A 21,841-nucleotide genomic window follows, 5' to 3' on the forward strand; every position below is an offset into this window, starting at 1 on the left:
CGGCATCGGTGCCGCCTGCGAGCGCGGCGGCCCTACCGTTCTAGGACGTCGTGTCCGGGACACACGGCCCGTGGGGAAAACCCGCCCCGGCCGCCAACCGTTACTTGCCGGCCAGGACCCGCGAGGCGACGTTGATGTACTTGCGTCCCGCCTCCTGGGCGTGGAGGACCGCCTCGCCGAGGCTCTCCTCGTCGCGGACGCTGGCGAGCTTGATCAGCATCGGCAGGTTGATGCCGGCGACGACCTCGACCGAGCCGCCGTTCATGCAGGAGAGGGCAAGGTTCGAGGGCGTACCCCCGAACATGTCTGTCAGCACGACCACGCCCTCGCCGGAATTCACCCGGCACACCGCCGACATGATGTCCTTGCGACGGACCTCCATGTCGTCCTCGGGGCCGATGGTGATCGTCTCGAGCTGCTCTTGCGGCCCGACGACGTGCTCCAGCGCGGCTTTGAATTCCGTCGCGAGCAGGCCGTGGGTGACGAGCACCATTCCAATCATCGACACGAGTTCCGACGCCCCGTTGGAGCCGAGCCGCCATTTTGTGCAGCGCGAAGGCGAGCGCAAGAGCAATGCGGCGAAATCCGCATCAATCGGTCATCATCATGACACGGAGGCGGCGCCAATGCCACAACACCGTTTCGGCGCGGCCGGGCCCTCGCGACAGGATCATCCTGGGGAGCCGGACCCCGCGGAGAAGGACCGTCTCCGCGCCCTCCTCGGGCATCCGCGGCGCCTCCTCGGCGAGGTCGACGACGAGGCGCAGGATCGCCGAAGGCGCCGTCGCGTCAACGGCTTGCAGCCCGAGCCCGCGCACCTCGACGAGCCCGGCGAGCGCCGGATGCGGGGCCGCCACCAGCCGCCCGTGACGATGCGTCAGGATCACCCGGTCGTCGCCCACCAGGGCGGCGAACGTCCCGTATCTGGCGCCGAGGTCGAGAAGGTCACGGGCCAGGGTCGATTTGCCGCTCCCCGCCTCGCCCCGCACCAGGATCCCGCCCTCGCCGACGACGACGCAGCTCGCATGCACGGTCCCGGAGGACGGCGCCCGCGCCGTCACCGGCTCTGGGCCGGGACGCGGACGATGAAGCGGGCGCCGAGCACGGTCGGCTCGCCGTCCTCCCCGGCGGGGCCCAGCCGGTTCTCCGCCCGGATCGTGCCCCGGTGGGCCTGGACGATCTGGCGCGAGATCGAGAGGCCCAGCCCCGAATTCTGCCCGAACCCCTGCTCGGGCCGGTCGGTGTAGAAGCGCTCGAAGATCCGCTCCAGGGCGTGGTGCGGGATGCCGGGGCCGTCATCCTCCACGGTCAGCTCGACGGCGTTGCGCCGCCGCCGCAGGGCCACCCGGACGCTGGCGCCCTTGGGCGAGAACGAGCGGGCGTTGTCGAGGAGGTTGTTGACGACCTGGCCGAGACGGCTGTCGTGGCCGAGGATCGCGAAGGCGTCCTCGACGCCGGCGGGCGCCGGCTCGACCGTGAGGTCGATCGCCGCGTCGCCCCGGCGCCGGCGCTCGTTGGCGACCGACACCACCGTGGTGATGAGCTTTCTCAGGTCGACCCGGCCGGCCTCGGCCCGGGCGAGCTCGGCGTCGAGGCGCGAGGCATCGGCGATGTCGCTGATCAGCCGGTCGAGGCGCTTCACGTCGTGCTGGATGACCTGCAGCAGCCGGCCGCGCGATTCGTCGGTCTTGGCGAGCGGCAGGGTCTCGACGGCGCTGCGCAGCGAGGTGAGCGGGTTCTTCAGCTCGTGCGAGACGTCGGCGGCAAAGTTCTCGATCGCGTCGAGGCGGCGGTAGAGCGCCTGCGTCATGTCGCGCAACGCCCCCGAGAGGTGGCCGATCTCGTCGGTGCGCCGGGTGAAGTCGGGGATCTCCTGGCGCGACTTGATGCCGGTGCGCACCCGCTCGGCGGCCTCCGCCAGGCGCCCGACCGGCCCGACGATCTGGCCGGCGACCAGCATCGACAGGACCACCATCACCAACGCCGCGATGATGAAGACCTGCAGCAGCGAGAAGCGCTCGGCGGCGATGATCTTGTCGATGTCGCCTTCCTGGGTCGAGAGCAGCAGGGCACCCCGCACCGTGCGGCCGCGCTGGATCGGCACCGCCACCGACACGATGGTCTCGCCCGGGCCGTTGCGGCGCACCAGCGTGCCGCGGGCTCCCGTCAGCGCCCGCTGCACCTCCGGCAGGGTCCGTCCGTCGGCCGGGCCCGGCTCGTCGGCCGCGCTCGAGCGGCCGAGCCACGGCAGGGCGCTCCGCACGGCGTTCCAGGCCTGCTCGACGAAGCTCGACCGGTCCTTGCGCAGCGGCGGCGGATCGCGGCTGAGGTCGCCGCGGATGTAGAGGCCGCGCGAATCGATCAGCATCGTGCCGTCGCGGTCGTAGACCCGGGCGCGGGTCCCGGTCGGGGTGATCAGGCGGCGCAGGAGCGGCGCCACCCGCTCCGGGTTGAGGGAGAATTCGAGGCCCGAGGGCGCCTCGTCGGCGAAGGACCCGCCCTCGCCGGCCTGGAGCTGGAGCAGGCGGTCGGGGTCGATGGTGATCGCGTCGGTGTCGACGGTGGCCGAGGCCGCGATCGCGCCCGCGATGATGTCGCCCTGGGTCAGCAGGCTCTGGACCCGGGCCTCGATCAGGCCCTGGCGGAACTGGTTGAGGTAGAGGAAGCCGATCAGGAGCGCGATCAGCCCGGCGAGGTTCAGGACCACGATGCGCCGGGTCAGGCTCGAGGCGAAGCGCTGCGCCACCCAGCGGCGGACCGAGCGCCAGCCGAACGGCTCGCGCGCGGACTCGGCGTCCGGATCGATCTCGCCCGGGGGTTTCGGGGCGTGCGCGGTCCGGGCGGAAGGATCCCGGTCCCGGACGCGGCCCGGGCCGCGCAGGCGGCGCCCGGTGCCTTCGAGGAGGCGGCCGGGGCCGCCCAACAGGCGGCGCACGGCGCCGGGGGGCGAGCCTTCGCTCACGCGGTCGTCACTCCGGCGGTCAAGTCGCTCACATTTCCTTGAAGCGGTAGCCGACGCCGTACAGCGTCTCGATCATGTCGAAGCTGTTGTCGGTGACCTTGAACTTCTTGCGCAGCCGCTTGATGTGGCTGTCGATGGTGCGGTCGTCGACGTAGACCTGGTCGTCGTAGGCCGCGTCCATGAGCGCGTTGCGGCTCTTCACGACGCCCGGGCGCTGGGCCAGCGCCTGCAGGATCAGGAACTCGGTCACCGTCAGCGTCACCGGCTCGCCCTTCCAGGTGCAGGTGTGGCGCTCCGGGTCCATCATCAGCTGGCCGCGCTCGAGCGAGCGGGCGGCGGCGGCCTCCGCCTCCCGGGCCGAGGCGCCCGGCCCCGCCTCCTTGGCGGCGAAGCGGCGCAGCACCGCCTTCACCCGCTCGACCAGCAGGCGCTGCGAGAACGGCTTCCGGATGAAGTCGTCGGCGCCCATCTTGAGGCCGAACAGCTCGTCGATCTCCTCGTCCTTCGAGGTCAGGAAGATCACCGGCAGGTCGGATTTCTGGCGCAGGCGACGCAGGAGCTCCATCCCGTCCATGCGCGGCATCTTGATGTCGAAGATCGCGAGGTCGGGCGGCGAGTGCTTCAGGCCGTCGAGGGCCGAGGCGCCGTCGGTGTAGGTCTGGATCCGGTAGCCTTCGGTCTCCAGCGCGATCGACACGGAGGTCAGGATGTTGCGGTCGTCATCGACGAGGGCGATGGTCGGCATGGGCATTCCCTGGGGGCAAGCTTCGCTCGCCAGGACACAACGGTCCTGCTGAACGTCGCCCGACTGAAAACCGTTTCGGGCGCGGCGTGCCTCGACCCGGTCGATCTCGGGTGTCGCCGCCTCCCGTCCAGCCCGGCTCTCGCCGAAAAGACTGGACAGTGGCTGCGGCGCCACGATTCCGACACCCTTAAGGCCATCCCGCCGAAAAAGCGAGCATCCGCGATACGGGTTCAACCGGTGCGACGGATCCCCGGGGACGGGGCCGGCGCGCCGGGGTGCGGCCTCGGGAACGCCGCGGCGTCGCGCGGCCTGGACGGGCCTTGCGGAGGCCGCCAAGGTGCGGCGCTGCCACCGAGGGGCGAGGGGGGAATAGACCATGGCGGATGCAGACGGGAAGCAGGCCGCGCCGCTGCCGGCCGCCGAGGCGCCCTTCGACGCGATCGGGCTCGCCCACTCGCTCCTGCGCCGGACGCGCTCGGGCGCCCTCGCGACGCTGGAGCGGGACGGGGGGGCGCCCTTCGCCTCCCTCGTCACCGTCGCGACCGACCTCGACGGCACGCCGCTGCTGCTCCTGTCGCGGCTCTCGGCCCACACCCTCAACCTCGAGGCCGACCCGCGCTGCTCGCTGCTCCTCTCCCAGGGCGGCAAGGGCGATCCGCTGGCCCATCCGCGCCTCACCGTGGCCGGCACGGTCGCGCGCAGCGACGAGCCGAGGGTCCGGGCCCGCTTCCTCGCCCGCCACCCGAAGGCGGCGCTCTACGCCGACTTCCCGGACTTCGCCTTCTTCCGCCTCGTCGCCCGGGCCGGTCACCTCAACGGGGGCTTCGCCCGGGCCGCGACGCTGACCGGGCCGGAACTCCTCACCGACCTGTCGGGCCACGACGCCCTCGCCGAGACCGAGCCCGGCGCGGTCGCCCACATGAACGAGGACCACCTGGATGCCGTCGCGCTCTACGCCACGCGGCTCGCCGGCGAGGAGCCGGGGCCTTGGCGCCTGACCGGGTTCGATCCGGACGGGCTCGACCTCGTCGCCGGCGAGCGCACCGCCCGGGTCCTGTTCCCGGAGCGGCTGGCGAGCCCCGCCGCCCTGCGCCCGACCCTGGTGGCGATGGCCGCCCAGGCCCGCGGGCTGCCCGGGGCATGACATAAAGTCGAGCTTGTCACCGTTGGATACCGCGAATTCGATTGAACCGGGAAGTTTCGCCGCCTACTACGGCTGCCCACCGAGGCCGTCGGAGAACGGTCGCGGACCGTCGCGCTTGACCGGCTTGCAAGTCCTTGACCGGCTCGCAAGTCCAAGCAAGGTCTTCGCGCCGGACTTGAGCAGTCATTCGGCCCGATTCGGACCGGCAGCCATCCGGCTTTGCCCGGGTCGGTGCCAGGAGGATCGGGCGTGAACGACATCGGCGTATTCAACGAGGCGTTCGGCGCCGACAAGATCGGCTTCCGCAACCTCAAGCGCGTCAACTGGAACCTCGAGGCCCCGAGCCTCTACGAGCACGCCCTGCAGCGCGGCGAGGCCCAGCTCGCCGCCGGCGGCGCCCTGGTCGCCGAGACCGGCATCCACACCGGCCGCTCGCCCAAGGACAAGTTCGTCGTCCGCGACGCCGACACCGAGAACGAGGTGTGGTGGGAGAACAACGGCGGCATCACCCGCCCGCAGTTCGAGACCCTGCTCGAGGACTTCCTGGCCCATGCCGAGGGCAAGGAGCTCTTCGCCCAGGACCTGTTCGGCGGCGCCGAGGTCGGCCACCGCGTCCGCGCCCGCGTCTTCACCGAGTACGCCTGGCACTCGCTGTTCATCCGCAACCTGCTGATCCGCCCCGAGCGCGAGGCCCTGGCCGGCTTCACGCCCGAGCTGACCATCATCGACCTGCCGAGCTTCCGCGCCGACCCGGCCCGGCACGGCTGCCGCACCGAGACCGTCATCGCGGTCGACTTCTCGCGCAAGATCGTGCTGATCGGCGGCACCTCCTACGCCGGCGAGATGAAGAAGTCGGTCTTCACCTACCTGAACTACGTGCTGCCCAAGGCCAGCGTGATGCCGATGCACTGCTCGGCCAACGTCGGCCACGAGGGTGATTCGGCGCTGTTCTTCGGCCTGTCGGGCACCGGCAAGACCACCCTGTCCTCCGATCCCAACCGCGTGCTGCTCGGCGATGACGAGCACGGCTGGAGCCCGAAGGGCATCTTCAACTTCGAGGGCGGCTGCTACGCCAAGACGATCCGCCTGTCGAAGGAGGCCGAGCCCGAGATCTACTCCACCACCGAGCGCTTCGGCACCGTGATGGAGAACGTCGTCATCGATCCGGTCACCCGCCTGCCGGACTTCGACGACGCCTCGCGCACCGAGAACACCCGCTGCGCCTACCCGCTGCCGTTCATCAGCAACTCCAGCGTCACCGGCCAGGCCGGGCACCCGAAGAACATCGTCATGCTGACCTGCGACGCCTTCGGGGTGCTGCCCCCGATCGCCAAGCTGACCGGCGCCGAGGCGATGTACCACTTCCTCTCGGGCTACACCGCCAAGGTGGCCGGCACCGAGAAGGGCCTGAAGGGCCCGGAGGCGACCTTCTCGACCTGCTTCGGCGCGCCGTTCATGCCGCGTCATCCGTCGGTCTACGGCAACCTGCTGCGCGACCTGATCGCCCGCCACCACGTCGATTGCTGGCTCGTCAACACCGGCTGGACCGGCGGCGGCGTCGGCACCGGCCGCCGCATGCCGATCCGGGTCACCCGCCGCCTGCTGACCGCGGCGCTGGACGGCTCGCTCGCCAAGGCCGATTTCCGCCGCGACCCGTATTTCGGCTTCGCGGTGCCGACCTCGGTGCCGGGCGTCGAGCCGCACATCCTGTACCCGGTCAAGACCTGGCAGGACAAGGCGGCCTTCGCCGAGACCGCCAAGAGCCTGGTCGAGATGTTCCGCAACAACTTCAAGCGCTTCGAGGCCCATGTCGACGCCGACGTGCGCGCCGCCGAGCCGACCATGTCGATCGCCGCCTGAGCCTGACGGCGCGACGGAAAAAGAGGGCCCCTCTCCCCGGAGAGGGGCCCTTTTTCGTTGTACAAGCACCCCCGTGGATACGGAGAGGGAGGAGCGGCCGATGATGGTGCTCGTCGTCGGTGCCGGGGTGGTCGGCCTCGCGATCGGTCGGGAGCTGGCCCTGCGCGGCCACGAGGTGATCGTGGCGGAGGCGGAGGGCGGGATCGGCACCGGCGTGTCCTCGCGCAATTCCGAGGTGATCCATGCCGGGATGTACTACCCGACCGGCTCGTCCCGGGCGCGCCACTGCGTCGAGGGGCGGCGCCGGCTCTATGCCTTCTGCGAGAGCCACGGGGTGCCGCATGCGAAGATCGGCAAGCTGATCGTCGCGGCGACCGAGCTGGAGGGCGGCAAGATCGCGGCGATCCACGCGCAAGGGATCGCGAACGGGGTCGAGGGCCTGTCGCTCCTCGACGGTGCCGAGGCCCGGCGCCTCGAGCCGAACCTGACCTGCCACGCCGCGCTCCTCTCGACCGAGACCGGCATCGTCGACAGCCACGCCCTGATGCTGGCGCTGCAGGGCGACATCGAGGGGGCGGGCGGCGCGCTCGCCTTCAATACCCCGATCTCCCGCCTGACCCGCTCGCCCGAGGGCTGGGTCGCGCGCTTCGGCGATGCCGAGGAGATCACCGTCGATGCCGTGGTCAACGCCGCGAGCTTCGGGGCGCAGAACCTCGCCCGGGCGACCGAGGGTTACCCGGAAGCGCGCGTGCCGCGCCTCGTGCTCGCCAAGGGCAACTATTTCGGCTGCACCGGGCGGCCGGCCTTCTCGCGGCTGATCTACCCGGCCCCGGTCGAGGGGGGATTGGGCATCCACCTCACCCTGGATCTCGCCGGGCGGATGCGCTTCGGCCCCGACGTCGAGTGGATCGACGCGCCCGACTACGAGGTCGATCCCGGCCGCGGCGGCCTGTTCTACGCCGCGATCCGCCGCTACTGGCCCGCGCTCCCCGACGGGGCGCTGGTGCCCGATTACGCCGGCATCCGCCCCAAGCTGTCCGGGCCGGGGGAGGGGGCCGCCGACTTCCTGATCGACGGCCCGGCCGAGCACGGCCTGCCGGGGCTGGTGCACCTGTTCGGCATCGAGAGCCCGGGGCTGACCTCGAGCCTGTCGCTGGCGGAGGACGTGGCGGACCGGTTGGGGGCTTAGACCTTATCCCGCGTTCCCATAGTGGAGCGGAACGGACTCGAACCCTCGATGTCATCCTGGGGCTCGCCGAAGGCGAGAACCCGGGATCCATAACCGCTGACGGTCCAGGATAGGACGGCAGCGTTCCGCTTCATTCTGCATCGTCAGCGGTTATGGATCCCGGGTTCCGCTGCGCGGCCCCGGGATGACGCGGAGGGTGGCACGCCGTCCAGAGCACGTGATTGGCGTATCTCCCCGATCTGACGATCGATCGCCGATCCGACCACCCCCACCAAGAATCGCGTGCGTCCGGCCGCCGTCTTGGCGCGGCGGGGTGCCGCTGCTATCTCCCCTCCACCTCTTCCTTCACCGCCGTGCGCCACGCGCATCGCCGCGCCTGCGCGCCGGAGACAGCCCCACGATGACCGCGTCCCCCATCGACAACATCCGCAACTTCTCGATCGTCGCCCATATCGACCACGGCAAGTCGACCCTCGCCGACCGGCTGATCCAGATCACCGGGGCGGTCGCGGCGCGCGACATGAGCGAGCAGATGCTCGACTCGATGGATATCGAGAAGGAGCGCGGCATCACCATCAAGGCGCAGACCGTGCGCCTGGAATACAAGGCCCAGGACGGGCGCGACTACGTCCTCAACCTGATGGACACGCCCGGCCACGTCGATTTCGCCTACGAGGTCTCGCGCTCGCTCGCCGCCTGCGAGGGCTCGCTCCTCGTCGTCGACGCCTCCCAGGGCGTCGAGGCGCAGACGCTCGCAAACGTCTACCAGGCGCTCGACGCCAACCACGAGATCGTCCCGGTCCTCAACAAGATCGACCTGCCGGCGGCCGAGCCCGACCGGGTCAAGGACCAGATCGAGGAGGTGATCGGCATCGACGCCAAGGACGCGGTGCCGATCTCGGCCAAGACCGGCATCAACATCGAGGCGGTGCTGGAGGCGATCGTCACCCGCCTGCCGCCGCCGAAGGGCGACCGGAGCGCGCCGCTCAAGGCGCTGCTGGTCGATTCCTGGTACGACGTCTATCTCGGCGTCGTGGTGCTGGTGCGCATCGTCGACGGCGTGCTCAAGAAGGGCATGACGATCCGCATGATGGGCGCGGACGCGACCTACGGCGTCGAGCGCCTCGGCGTCTTCCGGCCCAAGATGCAGGACATGGCCGAGCTCGGCCCCGGCGAGGTCGGCTTCTTCACCGGCTCGATCAAGGAGGTGGCGGACACCCGCGTCGGCGACACCATCACCGAGGACAAGCGCCGCACCAAGGAGGCGATGCCGGGCTTCAAGCCGGTGCAGCCGGTGGTGTTCTGCGGCCTGTTCCCGGTCGATGCCGCCGACTTCGAGAACTTGCGCGGCGCGATGGGCAAGCTCCGGCTCAACGACGCCTCGTTCTCCTACGAGATGGAGACGTCCGCCGCGCTCGGCTTCGGCTTCCGCTGCGGCTTCCTCGGTCTCCTCCACCTCGAGATCATCCAGGAACGGCTGGAGCGCGAGTTCAACCTCGACCTGATCTCGACCGCGCCGAGCGTCGTCTACCACCTCAACATGTCCGACGGGGAGAAGAAGGAGCTCCACAACCCGGCCGACATGCCCGACGTGATGAAGATCGAGACGATCGAGGAGCCGTGGATCCGCGCCACGATCCTCACGCCCGACGAGTATCTCGGCGGCGTGCTCAAGCTGTGCCAGGACCGCCGCGGCACCCAGATCGACCTCAACTACGTCGGCAAGCGCGCCATGGTCGTCTACGACCTGCCGCTCAACGAGGTGGTGTTCGATTTCTACGACCGCCTGAAGTCGATCTCGAAGGGCTACGCCTCGTTCGACTACCACATCTCGGATTACCGCGAGGGCGACCTCGTGAAGATGTCGATCCTCGTCAACGCCGAGCCGGTCGACGCGCTCTCGATGCTCGTGCACCGCACCCGCGCCGAGCATCGCGGCCGCGCGATGTGCGAGAAGCTGAAGGACCTGATCCCCCGCCACCTGTTCCAGATCCCGGTCCAGGCGGCGATCGGCGGCAAGATCATCGCCCGCGAGACCATCCGGGCCCTGTCGAAGGACGTCACCGCCAAGTGCTACGGCGGCGACATCTCCCGCAAGCGCAAGCTCCTCGACAAGCAGAAGGAGGGCAAGAAGCGCATGCGCCAGTTCGGCAAGGTCGAGATCCCCCAGGAGGCGTTCATCGCCGCCCTGAAGATGGACAGCTGAAGGCCGGCCCCCGGTCCTCCCGCCAAAGCGAGAAGGCGCGCCGCCCGGCCCGGGCGGCGCGCCTTCTTCGTTCGGGGACGGCCGACGCCGTTCCCTCCCGCGCCGCTCTACATGCCCGCCTCGTCCGGGCCCGGACCGCGGCGGCGGCGGGATTGCGGGGCGGCAGCGCCCGCGGGCCGCATCGTGGCGATCACCGGGTTGGGCTCGTGATCCATGGCGGCGCCCGTATAGGCGTCGACGCCCATGCCGATCAGGCCGCCGGCCAGCACGTTGCCGGCGAAGCCCGCCGCGCCCTTGCCGACCACCTTGGTGCGCACCGGGATCGACTGCGGGTGGAAGCCGGGCTTGGTGAAGGTCGCCACGAACTCGTCCGAGCGGTCGACCTCGAGGGTGCACGGCGTCGTCGGGCAGGCGTACTTCTTGTCGGTGGTCATCGCGGCGCCCGACGGGACCGAGACGAACGAGACCGGCTCGGTCGTGCCGCGCACGATGCTGCCGCACGCGCCGACACTGGCCGCGACGACGATCGCGGCCGAGATAGACTTGAATGACATTGCGTCCCCCACATCGCCACGTTGGACGATGGCGTTTTTTAGGCACGAACCGCGACGCATGGGCAAGCGATGATGAAATGTTTCCGTGAGTGTCTTATAAAAGTTGCATTTATAGCACGGTCATGACGGGTTAAGATCTAACAAACTCGATTTCAGATCTATGATCGACGATCGGGGCGGGCCGGCGGCTGGGGCGCTTGCCCGAATTCTCGTTCGTGCCGGGCCGGCACGCGCGACGTACCGTACCGAGGTTGATCATCGTAAAAATAGATGTTCGCTCCGTCCTGTCGCAGCGAAAGAAGGGGTGATTGCCGCGAAATCGAACGGCTGACGCAAGGGTGATCTTAACAATTCGCGGCGACTGGTCTGACCGATGATGTGGGGCGGGCCGGGGACGATGATCGGACGTGGGTGGTGCCGGCGGTCCGCGTGCCGGGTCGACGAGTCGGGAAACGTCGCGCTCCTCGTCGCGCTCCTCGCGCCCGTGCTGTTCGCCCTGGTCGGGGTCGCGGTCGATTACGGCACCTGGACCCTTCAGCTCGCCACGCTGCAGCGGGCGGCGGACGCCGCCGCCCTCGCGGTCGTCTCCGACATGCAGGTCTCCGGCGCCGATGCCCGCCGCATGCAATCGCTGGCCGAGGCCTACATGCAGGGCGGCGTGAAGCTGCGCTTCGGCGACGGCCCGGTCGCCGTCGCGACCAAGCCCGTGACCCGCGAGCGTCCGGGCGGCCCCTTCGTCGATGCCGGCGGCCGGACCGGGCGAACGCCGACCGGCGTCACCGTGACCCTGACGCAGCGCAAGTCGGCGATCATGAGCCGGCTGGTGACGCCGCAGCTCACCGACATGACCGTGACGGCGACCGCGGAGGCGGTCGGCGGCGCGAGGCTCTGCGTCGTCGGTCTCGCCCCGTCCGGCCGGCACGGGATCCATCTCGAGGACCAGGCGCGCATCGAGGCCGGGGATTGCGCGGTCTATGCGATGTCGTCGAGCCCCAGCGGCCTCGAAGGTGGCGACCAGAGCGTGGTGTCGGCGGCGACGACCTGCACCGTCGGCGGCTATGCCGGGCGCCCCTTCAACTTCCGGCCCCAGCCGATCACCGGCTGCCCGACGCTGAAGGACCCGCTGGCCGCCCGGCCGGCCCCGCCGGTCGGTCCCTGCCTCAAGCAGGACCTCGTCCTGCGCGACGGGTCGTTCACGCTCTCGCCGGGAACCTATTGCGGCGGGATCAGGATCGAGGAAACGGCGGACGTCAAGATGCTGCCCGGCATCTACGTGATCAAGGACGGCGCCCTCGTCGTCGGTCCCGACACCGACATGATCTTCCTCAAGACGGACTGCCTGAACCCGGTCGACCATGTCATGAAGGACGCGTGCCACCACGCGAAGTCGATTCACCTGATCGGCACGCTGAAGGGAGACGGCGTCGGGTTCTACTTCACCGGCGAGGTCCCGCGGAACAAGGCCGGCGGCACCCAGCCGATGGTCTTCCTGCCGCGCTCGCTCGTCGAGCTGACGGCGCCGCGGACCGGCGACATGGCCGGGCTGCTCTTCTTCGAGGACCGCCGGTCGCCGGACGGGCGCAACTTCGACATCCTGAGCGACGGCGCCCGGCGCCTGGTCGGGACGGTCTACCTGCCGCGCGGGACCTTCTCGGTCCGGGCGATGCAGGTCGTCGCCGACCAGTCCGAATACACCGCCGTCATCGCCCACCGCATCGCGCTGAGCCGCCAGCCCCGCCTCGTCATCAATGCCCGCTACGGCGACACCGACGTGCCGGTGCCGCCGGGAATCGGCCCGAAGAGCGGCCAAGTCGGGCTCGCACGGTAGATCCCGGGCTCGCACGGTAGATCCCGGGCTCGCGCGGGAAGAACGGGAGAACCGGGGTCGCGCGCCGGGTCGTCGTTCGGCGGCTTGTCGCGGCTCGCCGGGCCGTGGCATGACGGGGATCCGCCCATACGCCGCCCGGATCGCCCATGGCGACGGCGGCCGGATCGCCGCCCGGAGAGGGCGGCCAGGATGACGACCGTGTCCGTGACCAGCCTGAAGCCCCGCCCCGAGGACGTCGACGCGCTGATGCGCGAGATCGGCCGGCGCGCCCGCGCCGCCGCCCGTCGGATGGCGCTGGTCCCGGGCCCGGTGAAGGACGCGGCCCTGCGGGAGGCGGCGGCCGCCCTGCGCCAGGCCGCCCCGGCCATCCTGGCGGCCAACGCCGCCGACCTCGACGAGGGCCGGGCCAAGGGCCTGACGGCGGCCTCCCTCGACCGCCTGGCGCTGAACCCCGCCCGGGTCGAGGCGATCGCGGAGGCGCTCGAGAGCATCGCCGGCCTGCCCGATCCGGTCGGGCGCGCGATGGAGTCCTACGCGCGGCCGAACGGCCTCCGGATCGACCGGGTGGCGACGCCGCTCGGCGTCGTCGGGGTGATCTTCGAGAGCCGCCCCAACGTCACCGCGGATGCCGGCGCGCTCTGCCTCAAGGCCGGCAACGCCGCCATCCTGCGCGCCGGCTCGGAGAGCCACCGCAGCGCCAGCGCCATCGCGCAGGCGATGAGCGAGGGCCTGTCCCGCCACGGCCTGCCGGCCGACGCGATCCAGCTCGTGCCGACGCGGGACCGCGCGGCGGTCGGCGCCATGCTCACCGGGCTCGACGGCGCCATCGACGTGATCGTGCCCCGCGGCGGCAAGAGCCTGGTGGCCCGGGTCCAGGACGAGGCGCGGGTGCCGGTCTTCGCCCACCTCGAAGGGATCTGCCACGTCTTCGTCCACGCCGCGGCCGAGCTCGGCATGGCCCGCGCGGTGGTACGCAACAGCAAGCTGCGCCGCACCGGCGTCTGCGGCGCCGCCGAGACTCTGCTGGTCGACCGCGCCTGCGCGGCCACCCACCTGGCGCCCCTGGTGACCGACCTCCTCGAGGCCGGCTGCGCCGTGCGGGGCGACGAGGCGGTGCAAGCGGTCGACCCGCGCGTGGCGCCCGCGACCGAGGCCGACTGGCGCACCGAGTACCTCGACGCGATCATTGCCGTGCGGGTGGTGGACGGGCTGGAGGCCGCGATCGACCACATCGAGACCTACGGCTCGCACCATACCGATTCGATCCTGACCGAGGACGGGGCGGCGGCCGAGCGCTTCCTCGCCGAGGTCGACTCGGCGATCGTCGCGCACAACGCCTCGACCCAGTTCGCCGACGGCGGCGAATTCGGCTTCGGCGCCGAGATCGGCATCGCCACCGGGCGGATGCACGCCCGCGGCCCGGTCGGGGTCGAGCAGCTCACCACCTTCAAGTACCGCATCCGCGGCACCGGGCAGATCCGCCCGTGACGGCCCGACGACGGGAGCCCCGGGCCGCGCGGCTCCCGTGATCGTGCGGCTTCCGGCCCTGGCGCCGGGCCTGCGGGTCGGCCTCTATGGCGGCTCGTTCAACCCGGCCCATGCCGGTCACCGGCACGTCAGCCGGCTGGCGCTGCGGCGCCTCGCCCTCGACCGGGTGTGGTGGCTGGTGAGCCCGGGCAACCCCCTGAAGGACCGCCGCCACCTGCCGGACGCCGCCGCCCGCGCCGCCGGCGCCCGGGCGGTGGCGGCCGATCCGCGGATCGCCGTGACCGACTTCGAGGCGGCCCTGGGCGTGCGCTTCACCGTCGAGACCATCGCCTTCCTGACCGACCGGCACCCGCAGGTGCGCTTCGTCTGGATCATGGGGGCCGACAGCCTGGCGAGCTTCCACCGCTGGCGCGGCTGGCGCGAGATCGCCGCCCGGATGCCCTTCGCGGTGATCGACCGGCCGGGCTACACCCTGACGGCGATGGCCTCGCCCGCCGCCCGGGCCCTGGCCTCCTCCCGCCTCGACGAGGCGGCGGCCCCGACCCTGGCCGAGCGGGCGCCGCCGGCCTGGGTCTTCCTGCACGGGCCGCGCAACGGCCTGTCCTCGACGGCGTTGCGGGCCGGCACGATCCCGCCCGCGTCCTGAGCCGGCCTTTGTCCGGGATTCGCCGTCGGCGCGCTTGAAAATCCGCCATCGGTTCGCCACTGTCGGATTCTATTGGCATCGGCACCGCGCATGCCGCGGGCAAGATCGTCTCGTGGCGCCATCGGGTGCCTTCATCGACAGGGGCCGGCACTGAACGACGCAATCTCTCACGAAGCTCAGGCCAACGAGCTTCCCGCTGAGGCCCAGGTGCAGGATTCCGGGCAAGAGTCCCGGGCCGACGCGCCCGAGGCCGCGGACATGAGGTCGGTTGCCCTCGCCTGCCTCGAGGACATGAAGGCCGAGGAGACGGTCGAGATCGACCTTCTCGGCAAGACCTCCATCGCCGACGCCATGATCATCACCTCCGGCCGCTCGCAGCGCCACGTCGGCTCGATCGCCGACAAGGTGATCCAGGAGTTCAAGAGCCGCGGCTTCGGCGCTCCCCGCGTCGAGGGCATGCCGGCCTGCGACTGGGTGCTGATCGACGCCGGCGACATCCTGGTCCACATCTTCCGGCCCGAGGTGCGCCACTTCTACAACCTCGAGAAGATCTGGGGCGCCGACCGTCCCGCCGATCAGACGGCCCACCGCCTCGCAAACTAAGTCCGCAACGCAGGAAACGGACACGCCGCCATGCGGCTCGCCCTCGTCGCGGTGGGCCGCCTCAAGCGCGGTCCCGAGCGCGACCTCGCCGACGAGTATCGCGGCCGCGCCGATGCGCTGGGCCGCGGCCTCGGCTTCTCCGCCGTGCAGATGACCGAGATCCCGGAGAGCCGGGCGCGCCGCGCGCCCGACCGCTGTGCCGAGGAGGCGGTCGCGATCCTGGCGGCGGTCCCGCCGGGCGCCGCCACGCTCGTCCTCGACGAGGGCGGCAAGGCGGTGACGAGCATCGACTTCGCCGCGCAGGTCGGCGCCTGGCGCGACGGCGGCCGGCCCGGTCTCGCGATCGTGATCGGCGGGGCCGACGGTCTCGATCCGAGCGTGCGGGCGCGGGCCGACCTGATCTTCGCCTTCGGCGCCGCCACCCTGCCGCACGGCCTCGTGCGGGTCCTCGCGTTCGAGCAGCTCTACCGCGCGATGACGATCCTCTCCGGTCACCCCTATCACCGCGGCGCCCCGTGATCCGGGCCCGCCTCCCGACCGCCGCCCGGGCGGGCCTGCTGTCGCTCGCCGTGACGCTCGTCCCGTCCCCCGGAGCGACGCCGGTCGTCGCGCAGCCGGCGGCGCCGCAGCCGGCCCAGCAGCCGGCGGCCGAGCCCGATCCGGTGGCGAGGGCCCAGGCCGAGAAGGAGCGCCGGGCCGAGAGCCTGCGGGCGATCGAGACCGCGCTCCAGGCCAGCGCCGAGACCAAGGCCAAGCTCGAGCGCGAGGTGGCCGAGATCAAGGGCGACGGCGCCCGCCTCAACCAGGCGCTGATCGACGCCGCCCGCAAGGCGCAGGAGGCCGAGGGACGCATCTCCGAGCTGGAGGCCCGGCTGCAGACCATGGCGGGCAGCGAGACGGCGCTCCGCCGGTCGCTCCAGGCCCGCCGCGGCGTCATCGCGGAGGTGCTGGCCGCGCTCCAGCGCATGGGCCGGCGCCCGCCCCCGGCGGTGCTGGTGCGGCCCGAGGACGTGCTGGCGGCGATCCGCACCTCGATGCTGCTCGGCGCCGTGGTGCCGGAGCTCCAGGGCGAGGCCGAGACCCTGGCCGGCGACCTCGCCGAGCTGGTGCGCCTGCGCGGCCTGATCGCCACCGACCAGGAGACCCTGCGGGCCGACATCAAGGGCTGGGGCGCCGAGCGCCAGCGCCTGGCCGCGCTCGTCGCGGCCCGCCAGGCCCGGCTCGGCGAGGCCGAGACCGGCATCGCCGCCGAGCGCGAGCGCGCCGCCGGCCTCGCCGGGCAGGCCCGCAATCTCAAGGACCTGGTCGACCGCCTCGACGGCGACCTGGCGAGCGCGCGCCGCGCCGCCGGGGCCGCCCGGGAGGCCGCGGAGGCCGAGACCCGGGAGACCCGCGAGCGCTTCGCGGCGGCCGCGCTGCGCGATCCCGCGCGCCTTGGCCCCAAGGTGCCGTTCCCCCAGGTGCGCGGCCTGGTGCCGCGCCCGGTGAGCGGCGAGGTCGTGCGGACCTTCGGCAGCCCCGACGGGGCGGGGGGCACCAGCCGCGGCATATCGCTCATGACGCGCCCGCGGGGCGTCGTCTCCTCTCCGGCGGACGGGTGGGTGGCCTACGCAGGGGCGTTCCGCTCCTACGGTCGTCTCTTGATCATCAACGCGGGCGACGGCTACTATCTCCTCCTGGCGGGCATGGACCAGATCAACGTCGAGGTTGGTCAGTTCGTGCTCGCGGGGGAGCCGGTCGCCGTGATGGGAGACACGGGCTCCGCACCTTCGGCTGGAGCCGGTGGGCGGAACGATCCCGTCCTGTACGTCGAGTTCAAGAAAGACGGTGGCTCCATCGACCCGGATCCTTGGTGGGCCAAAGGGTCAAGCGAGAAGGTTCGCGGATAATGCGCAAAGTTTCCCTCGTCCTGTTCGGAGCCGTTCTGGGCGCCGGGACGGCCACGGTAGCGACCCAGACCCACCTCCTCTCGAGCACGAGCGCCGTCGCCGCGTCGGCCGAGACGTACCGTCAGCTCAGCCTGTTCGGCGACGTGTTCGAGAAGATCCGCACCGACTACGTCGAGAAGCCCGACGAGGGGAAGCTGATCGAGGCGGCCGTCAACGGCATGCTGACCTCCCTCGACCCGCATTCGAGCTACATGGACGCCAAGAGCTTCCGTGACATGCAGGTGCAGACCAAGGGCGAGTTCGGCGGCCTCGGCATCGAGGTCACGATGGAGGACGGCCTGATCAAGGTCGTGACCCCGATCGACGACACGCCCGCCGCCCGCGCCGGCCTGCTCGCCAACGACGTCATCACCCAGATCGACGGCGACCAGGTGCAGGGCCTGACCCTCAACCAGGCCGTCGACAAGATGCGCGGGCCCGTCAACTCGCCGGTGAAGCTCAAGATCACCCGCAAGGAGGCCAAGGAGCCCCTCGAGGTCACGCTCAACCGCGACCTGATCCGCATCAAGCCGGTCCGCTCGCGCACCGAGGGCGGCGACATCGGCTACATTCGCCTGACCCAGTTCAACGAGCAGACCTACGACGGCCTGAAGGCCGCCGTCGACAAGCTCTCGACCGAGCTGCCGGGCGACAAGCTCAAGGGCTTCGTCATCGACCTGCGCAACAACCCGGGCGGCCTGCTCGACCAGGCGGTGATGGTCTCCGACGCGTTCCTCGACCGCGGCGAGATCGTCTCGACCCGCGGCCGCAACCCGGACGAGACCCAGCGCTTCTCGGCCAAGTCCGGCGACCTGACCAAGGGCAAGCCGATCGTGGTGCTGGTCAACGGCGGCTCGGCCTCGGCCTCCGAGATCGTCGCCGGCGCGCTCCAGGACCACAAGCGCGCGACCGTGCTCGGCACCCGCTCGTTCGGCAAGGGCTCGGTGCAGTCGATCATCCCGCTCGGCGGCAACGGCGCCCTGCGGCTGACCACCGCACGCTACTACACCCCGTCGGGCCGCTCGATCCAGGCCAAGGGCATCGAGCCCGACCAGGAGGTGCTGCAGGACGTGCCCGACGACCTGAAGGGCAAGGACGAGACCAAGGGCGAGGCCGGCCTGAAGGGCCACCTCAAGCAGAAGGACACCGAGGAGCGCGGCGGTTCCTCGGCCTACGTCCCGCCGGACCCGGCCAAGGACAAGCAGCTGATCGCGGCGGTCGACTTCCTGCACGGCGTGCAGAAGGGCGCGGCCAACACGGTCAAGTCCACGACGCCGGCCCCGGCCGCCCCGACCCAGAACTGATCGAAGCGATCGGGCGCGGGTTCGCCGCTCCGCCGCGCCCGTCTTAACGTCGCGTTTACCACGAAGGCCCGCAATACCGGTCGTAACGACCGGTGCTGCGGGCCTTCCGCTTCTCACGCAGCCGCCCGGTCGCGGGACTGTAACGCCTGTGCCGCTCGCGTCCGACACCATCCTGACCCGTCCCCTCGGGCTGCGGGACGAGGCGACCGCCCGCGCCGCGCGCTGGCGCGCCGCCCTCACGCCCCGCACGATCGCCGCCGCGCTCCTCGGTCTCGGCGGACTCGGCCTCGCCGCCTATCTCGTCCTCGGCGACGACCCTCTCGCCGGCGAGCCCTACGCGGTCGCGACGATCGAGGTCCGCGCCCCGGTCGCGCCCCCGCCCGAGCCCGTCGTCCCGGCCCGCCCCGACTCTTCTCGCCCCGATTCGGCGAGCCGCGGCGCCGACGAGGTCGAGCGTGCCTCCGGCGTCGTGGTGAGCCGGCCCGACGGCACGTCCGCGCCCGATTCGGTGGTGATCCGGGTGCCGGGCACCGGCCCGATCCAGCTCAAGCCCGCCCCCGACCCGCGCCTGAGCGAGCGCGGCCGCTACGGCGGCGTGCTGCCGAAGATCGGGCCCGACGGCGCCCGTGCCCTCGACGTCTATGCCCGCCCGGAGGCTGCCGGCCTGGAGCGGGGCGGGGCGGTGGCGGGCCGCATCGCGCTCGTGGTCTCGGGCCTCGGCATCGGCCAGGCGGCGACCCAGGACGCGGTGCAGCGGCTGCCGCCGGCGATCACGCTCGCCTTCGCGCCCTATGGCGCCGACGTCACGCGCCTGGCCGCCCGCGCCCGCGAGGCCGGCCACGAGGTGATGGTGCAGGCGCCGATGGAGCCCTTCGACTATCCCGACAACGATCCGGGTCCCCAGACCCTGCTGGCGGGGGCGAAACCCGCCGAGAACGTCGACCGCCTCGCCTTCGTGCTCGCCCGGGTGCCGGGCGCGATCGGGGTTATGAACTTCATGGGCGCGCGCCTCACCGGCGAGGCCGCCGCCCTCGATCCGGTGCTGCGCGAGATCGGTGGGCGCGGCCTCGGCTTCGTCGACGACGGCACCTCGCCCCGCTCCCTCGCCCGCGAGGTCGGCCGCAAGGCCAAGGTGCCGGTGGCCCGGGCCGAGATCGTCGTCGATTCCGTGCCGCGGCCCGACGCGATCGACCGCGAGCTCGCCCGCCTGGAGGAGGCCGCCCGCAAGTCCGGCTTCGTGCTCGGCTCCGCCACCGCCCTGCCGCTCTCGATCGACCGCATCGCCCGCTGGGCGCGGGACCTCGAATCCCGCGGCATCCTCCTCGTGCCGGCCAGCCGGGCCCTGCGCCAGCCGTCGTGACCGGCGGGCGGCCCCGGGGCCCGGCCCCGCGCATGCCTGCCCCGCCCGGGCAAACCTCGTAATTTCCGCGGGGGCACGGTCCACAGGGCGGCAAATTGCTCTAAGGTCGCTCCCATGGCACCGCTCCACCGCCCCGAGACCGCCCTCGCCGGGCTTCCCTACCGCCCGTGCGTCGGCATCGCCCTGTTCAACCGCGAGGGCCTGGTCTTCGCCGGGCACCGGCGGCACGACTCGGCCGATCTCGGCGCCCATGCCTGGCAGATGCCGCAGGGCGGCATCGACGAGGGCGAGGCCCCCCGGGAGGCCGCCCTGCGCGAGCTCTACGAGGAGACCAACGTCGCCGCCGGCTCGGTCCGCCTGCTGGCCGAGGCGCCGGGCTGGTACTCCTACGACCTGCCCACCTTCTCCTCCGGCAAGCCCTGGAAGGGGCGCTATCGCGGCCAGACCCAGAAGTGGTTCGCCTTCGCGTTCGAGGGCGACGAGCGCGAGATCGACATCCTGCGGCCCGGTGGCGGCGCCCACAAGGCGGAGTTCGACGGCTGGCGCTGGGAGCCGCTGGCGAACCTCGCCGAGCTGGTGATCCCGTTCAAGCGTCCGGTCTACGATCAGGTGATCGCCGCCTTCGCCCACCTCGCGCGTCCGGCGTGACGGGTCGCGTGCGCCCGACCGGCCGGTTTCCCCACCCCTCGGGCGGGCCGGCATGACGCGCTGGTGGCTCGCGGGCCTGGCGGCCCTGGTCCTGTGGATCGCCTACGGCATCTCGCCCTACGTCGCGCTCTACCGCCTGTCGCAGGCAGTGCAGGCGCACGACGCCCAGGCCGTGGCCCAGCGGGTGAACTTCCGCACCCTGCGGCTCTCCCTGACCCGGCAGGCGTCCGCGGCGGCCCTCGACGCCATCACGGCGCGGCGCGACCTCTCGGCCCGGGACCGCGCCATCCTGACCGAGGCAAGCGGGGCCCTGGCCGAGCCGCTGGTCGAATCCCTCGTCACGCCCGAGACCCTGATCGACCTCCTCGACGACGGCTGGCCGGTGCGCGCCGGCCTCGCGCGCCAGCCGGGCCCCGGCAAGCCCGCGCCCGACGCGCCGCCCGCCGGCGAGGCCGCGCCCGACCAGGCCGCCCACGACCCGGACGTGCCGGCGACGACCGGGGAGGCGGGGCGGCGCGGCGCGGGCCTCGGCCTGCACGCCTCGACCCTGTCGCAACTCTTCTCGCTCTTCCGCTCGTCCGAGCCGCGGGGATTTCGCGGGATGGTGGTGAGCTACCCGCCCGACCGGCCGCTCGAGAACCGCTTCCGCCTGCGGCTGCGCCTGCGCGGCTGGACCTGGCGCCTCGTCGACCTCGAGCTGCCTTCGGCCCTGCGCGAGCGCATCAGCCAGCGGCTCACCGGCGCGATGCAGCGCTGAGGCTCACGGCCGGCGCATGCCCTTGATGCGCCCCCCGCCCCTCCTCATATCTGATCCCGGGCCGGCGGAGTTGCGGTCGGCCTCGACGGGTGCTGCGCTGGCGGGCCCGGATTGACCGAAGTGCCTCTCGCAACAGGGCTTCGCCGAGACCATGACGCGTCCTTCGCCGTTCGGGCATCCGTTCCTCCTGGGCTTCGACGAGATCGAGCAGGCGCTCGACCGCGTCGCCAAGGCGGCCAACGACGGATACCCGCCCTACAACATCGAGCGCCTGCCCCGCACCGAGCGCGAGCCGGAGCGGCTCAGGATCACGCTCGCGGTGGCGGGCTTCACCCGCGACCAGCTCGACGTGACCCTTGAGGAGAGCCAGCTCATCGTCCGCGGCCGCCAGGCCGACGACAAGAGCCGCACCTTCCTGCACCGGGGCATCGCCGCCCGGCAGTTCCAGCGCGCCTTCCTGCTCGCCGACGGCATGGAGGTGCTGGGGGCCGACCTGTCGAACGGCCTCCTGTCGATCGACCTCGCCCGGCCCGAGCCCGAGCGCATCGTGCGACGGATCGACATCGGCGCGCGCGACGGCGACTAACCGTCCCCATATCGTCTTCATCGTACCGGCCAG

Annotated in this window: 20 protein-coding genes; 15 read left to right on the forward strand and 5 right to left on the reverse strand. The window is 71.7% G+C overall.

The window, feature by feature from the left end; translation table 11 throughout:
- Positions 1 to 100: 100 nt before the first annotated feature.
- The 4 genes from BMX97_RS22920 to BMX97_RS22935 all read right to left on the reverse strand — a co-directional run bounded on the left by BMX97_RS22920 (position 101) and on the right by BMX97_RS22935 (position 3,707).
- Entirely contained in the window at positions 101 to 502 is a 402-nt protein-coding gene (locus BMX97_RS22920; protein ID WP_048430373.1) for a PTS sugar transporter subunit IIA, read from the reverse strand.
- An 88-nt stretch (positions 503 to 590) separates the two neighbouring features.
- Entirely contained in the window at positions 591 to 1,061 is a 471-nt protein-coding gene (locus BMX97_RS22925; protein WP_177202319.1) for an HPr kinase/phosphorylase, read from the reverse strand.
- Positions 1,058 to 2,806, reverse strand: coding sequence for a sensor histidine kinase (locus tag BMX97_RS22930; protein ID WP_091753623.1), 1,749 nt, complete (start codon positions 2,804 to 2,806; stop codon positions 1,058 to 1,060). The genes BMX97_RS22925 and BMX97_RS22930 overlap by 4 nt, the downstream gene beginning before the upstream one ends.
- A gap of 184 nt (positions 2,807 to 2,990) precedes the next feature.
- A complete protein-coding gene (locus BMX97_RS22935; protein WP_048430384.1) occupies positions 2,991 to 3,707 on the reverse strand; it encodes a response regulator transcription factor in 717 nt (238 codons plus the stop codon).
- Positions 3,708 to 4,083: 376 nt separating this feature from the next.
- Here BMX97_RS22935 and BMX97_RS22940 point away from each other — a divergent pair, with 376 nt between their 5' ends.
- The 4 genes from BMX97_RS22940 to lepA all read left to right on the forward strand — a co-directional run bounded on the left by BMX97_RS22940 (position 4,084) and on the right by lepA (position 10,106).
- A complete protein-coding gene (locus BMX97_RS22940; protein ID WP_091753557.1) occupies positions 4,084 to 4,851 on the forward strand; it encodes a HugZ family pyridoxamine 5'-phosphate oxidase in 768 nt (255 codons plus the stop codon).
- Between the two features lie 249 nt (positions 4,852 to 5,100).
- The gene (locus BMX97_RS22945; protein ID WP_091753558.1) at positions 5,101 to 6,711 is read left to right on the forward strand and encodes a phosphoenolpyruvate carboxykinase; all 1,611 of its coding nucleotides are present in this window, start codon (positions 5,101 to 5,103) and stop codon (positions 6,709 to 6,711) included.
- A gap of 100 nt (positions 6,712 to 6,811) precedes the next feature.
- A complete protein-coding gene (locus BMX97_RS22950) occupies positions 6,812 to 7,900 on the forward strand; it encodes an NAD(P)/FAD-dependent oxidoreductase (RefSeq protein WP_091753559.1) in 1,089 nt (362 codons plus the stop codon).
- Positions 7,901 to 8,300: 400 nt separating this feature from the next.
- Complete coding sequence (gene lepA / locus BMX97_RS22955) at positions 8,301 to 10,106, forward strand: translation elongation factor 4 (protein WP_060845644.1); 1,806 nt, start codon at positions 8,301 to 8,303, stop codon at positions 10,104 to 10,106.
- Between the two features lie 107 nt (positions 10,107 to 10,213).
- Here the strand turns inward: lepA and BMX97_RS22960 are convergent, their stop codons facing one another.
- On the reverse strand, positions 10,214 to 10,660 hold the full coding sequence (locus BMX97_RS22960) for a translation initiation factor 2 (protein ID WP_091753560.1): 447 nt from the start codon (positions 10,658 to 10,660) through the stop codon (positions 10,214 to 10,216).
- 397 nt (positions 10,661 to 11,057) lie between these two features.
- Between BMX97_RS22960 and BMX97_RS22965 the strand changes: the two genes are divergently transcribed.
- From BMX97_RS22965 to BMX97_RS23015, 11 genes are all read left to right on the forward strand, one after another.
- Complete coding sequence (locus BMX97_RS22965; protein WP_091753624.1) at positions 11,058 to 12,488, forward strand: pilus assembly protein TadG-related protein; 1,431 nt, start codon at positions 11,058 to 11,060, stop codon at positions 12,486 to 12,488.
- Positions 12,489 to 12,734: 246 nt separating this feature from the next.
- On the forward strand, positions 12,735 to 13,976 hold the full coding sequence (locus BMX97_RS22970) for a glutamate-5-semialdehyde dehydrogenase (protein ID WP_244538605.1): 1,242 nt from the start codon (positions 12,735 to 12,737) through the stop codon (positions 13,974 to 13,976).
- A gap of 70 nt (positions 13,977 to 14,046) precedes the next feature.
- Positions 14,047 to 14,622 (forward strand): nicotinate-nucleotide adenylyltransferase, encoded by a 576-nt coding sequence (locus tag BMX97_RS22975; RefSeq protein ID WP_177202322.1) that lies wholly within the window; start codon positions 14,047 to 14,049, stop codon positions 14,620 to 14,622.
- 258 nt (positions 14,623 to 14,880) lie between these two features.
- Positions 14,881 to 15,225: a ribosome silencing factor gene (gene rsfS, locus BMX97_RS22980; protein WP_091753625.1), complete on the forward strand. Its 345-nt coding sequence runs from the start codon at positions 14,881 to 14,883 to the stop codon at positions 15,223 to 15,225.
- A 30-nt stretch (positions 15,226 to 15,255) separates the two neighbouring features.
- The gene (rlmH, locus tag BMX97_RS22985; RefSeq protein ID WP_091753563.1) at positions 15,256 to 15,744 is read left to right on the forward strand and encodes a 23S rRNA (pseudouridine(1915)-N(3))-methyltransferase RlmH; all 489 of its coding nucleotides are present in this window, start codon (positions 15,256 to 15,258) and stop codon (positions 15,742 to 15,744) included.
- Complete coding sequence (locus BMX97_RS22990; protein WP_244538603.1) at positions 15,741 to 17,114, forward strand: murein hydrolase activator EnvC family protein; 1,374 nt, start codon at positions 15,741 to 15,743, stop codon at positions 17,112 to 17,114. The genes rlmH and BMX97_RS22990 overlap by 4 nt, the downstream gene beginning before the upstream one ends.
- The gene (locus tag BMX97_RS22995) at positions 17,114 to 18,457 is read left to right on the forward strand and encodes a S41 family peptidase (RefSeq protein WP_091753564.1); all 1,344 of its coding nucleotides are present in this window, start codon (positions 17,114 to 17,116) and stop codon (positions 18,455 to 18,457) included. Before BMX97_RS22990 ends, BMX97_RS22995 begins: the two co-directional genes overlap by 1 nt.
- Before the next feature lie 148 nt (positions 18,458 to 18,605).
- On the forward strand, positions 18,606 to 19,817 hold the full coding sequence (locus BMX97_RS23000; RefSeq protein WP_091753565.1) for a divergent polysaccharide deacetylase family protein: 1,212 nt from the start codon (positions 18,606 to 18,608) through the stop codon (positions 19,815 to 19,817).
- Between the two features lie 114 nt (positions 19,818 to 19,931).
- Positions 19,932 to 20,465 carry an RNA pyrophosphohydrolase gene (locus tag BMX97_RS23005; RefSeq protein ID WP_091753566.1) on the forward strand — a complete coding sequence of 178 codons (534 nt, stop codon included), beginning with the start codon at positions 19,932 to 19,934 and terminating at the stop codon, positions 20,463 to 20,465.
- 52 nt (positions 20,466 to 20,517) lie between these two features.
- Positions 20,518 to 21,222 (forward strand): DUF2939 domain-containing protein, encoded by a 705-nt coding sequence (locus BMX97_RS23010; RefSeq protein WP_091753567.1) that lies wholly within the window; start codon positions 20,518 to 20,520, stop codon positions 21,220 to 21,222.
- Between the two features lie 151 nt (positions 21,223 to 21,373).
- Complete coding sequence (locus BMX97_RS23015) at positions 21,374 to 21,808, forward strand: Hsp20 family protein (protein ID WP_060848394.1); 435 nt, start codon at positions 21,374 to 21,376, stop codon at positions 21,806 to 21,808.
- The last annotated feature ends 33 nt before the right edge of the window (positions 21,809 to 21,841 follow it).

The sequence above is a fragment of the Methylobacterium sp. ap11 genome (assembly GCF_900110515.1).
Taxonomy (GTDB): domain Bacteria; phylum Pseudomonadota; class Alphaproteobacteria; order Rhizobiales; family Beijerinckiaceae; genus Methylobacterium; species Methylobacterium ajmalii.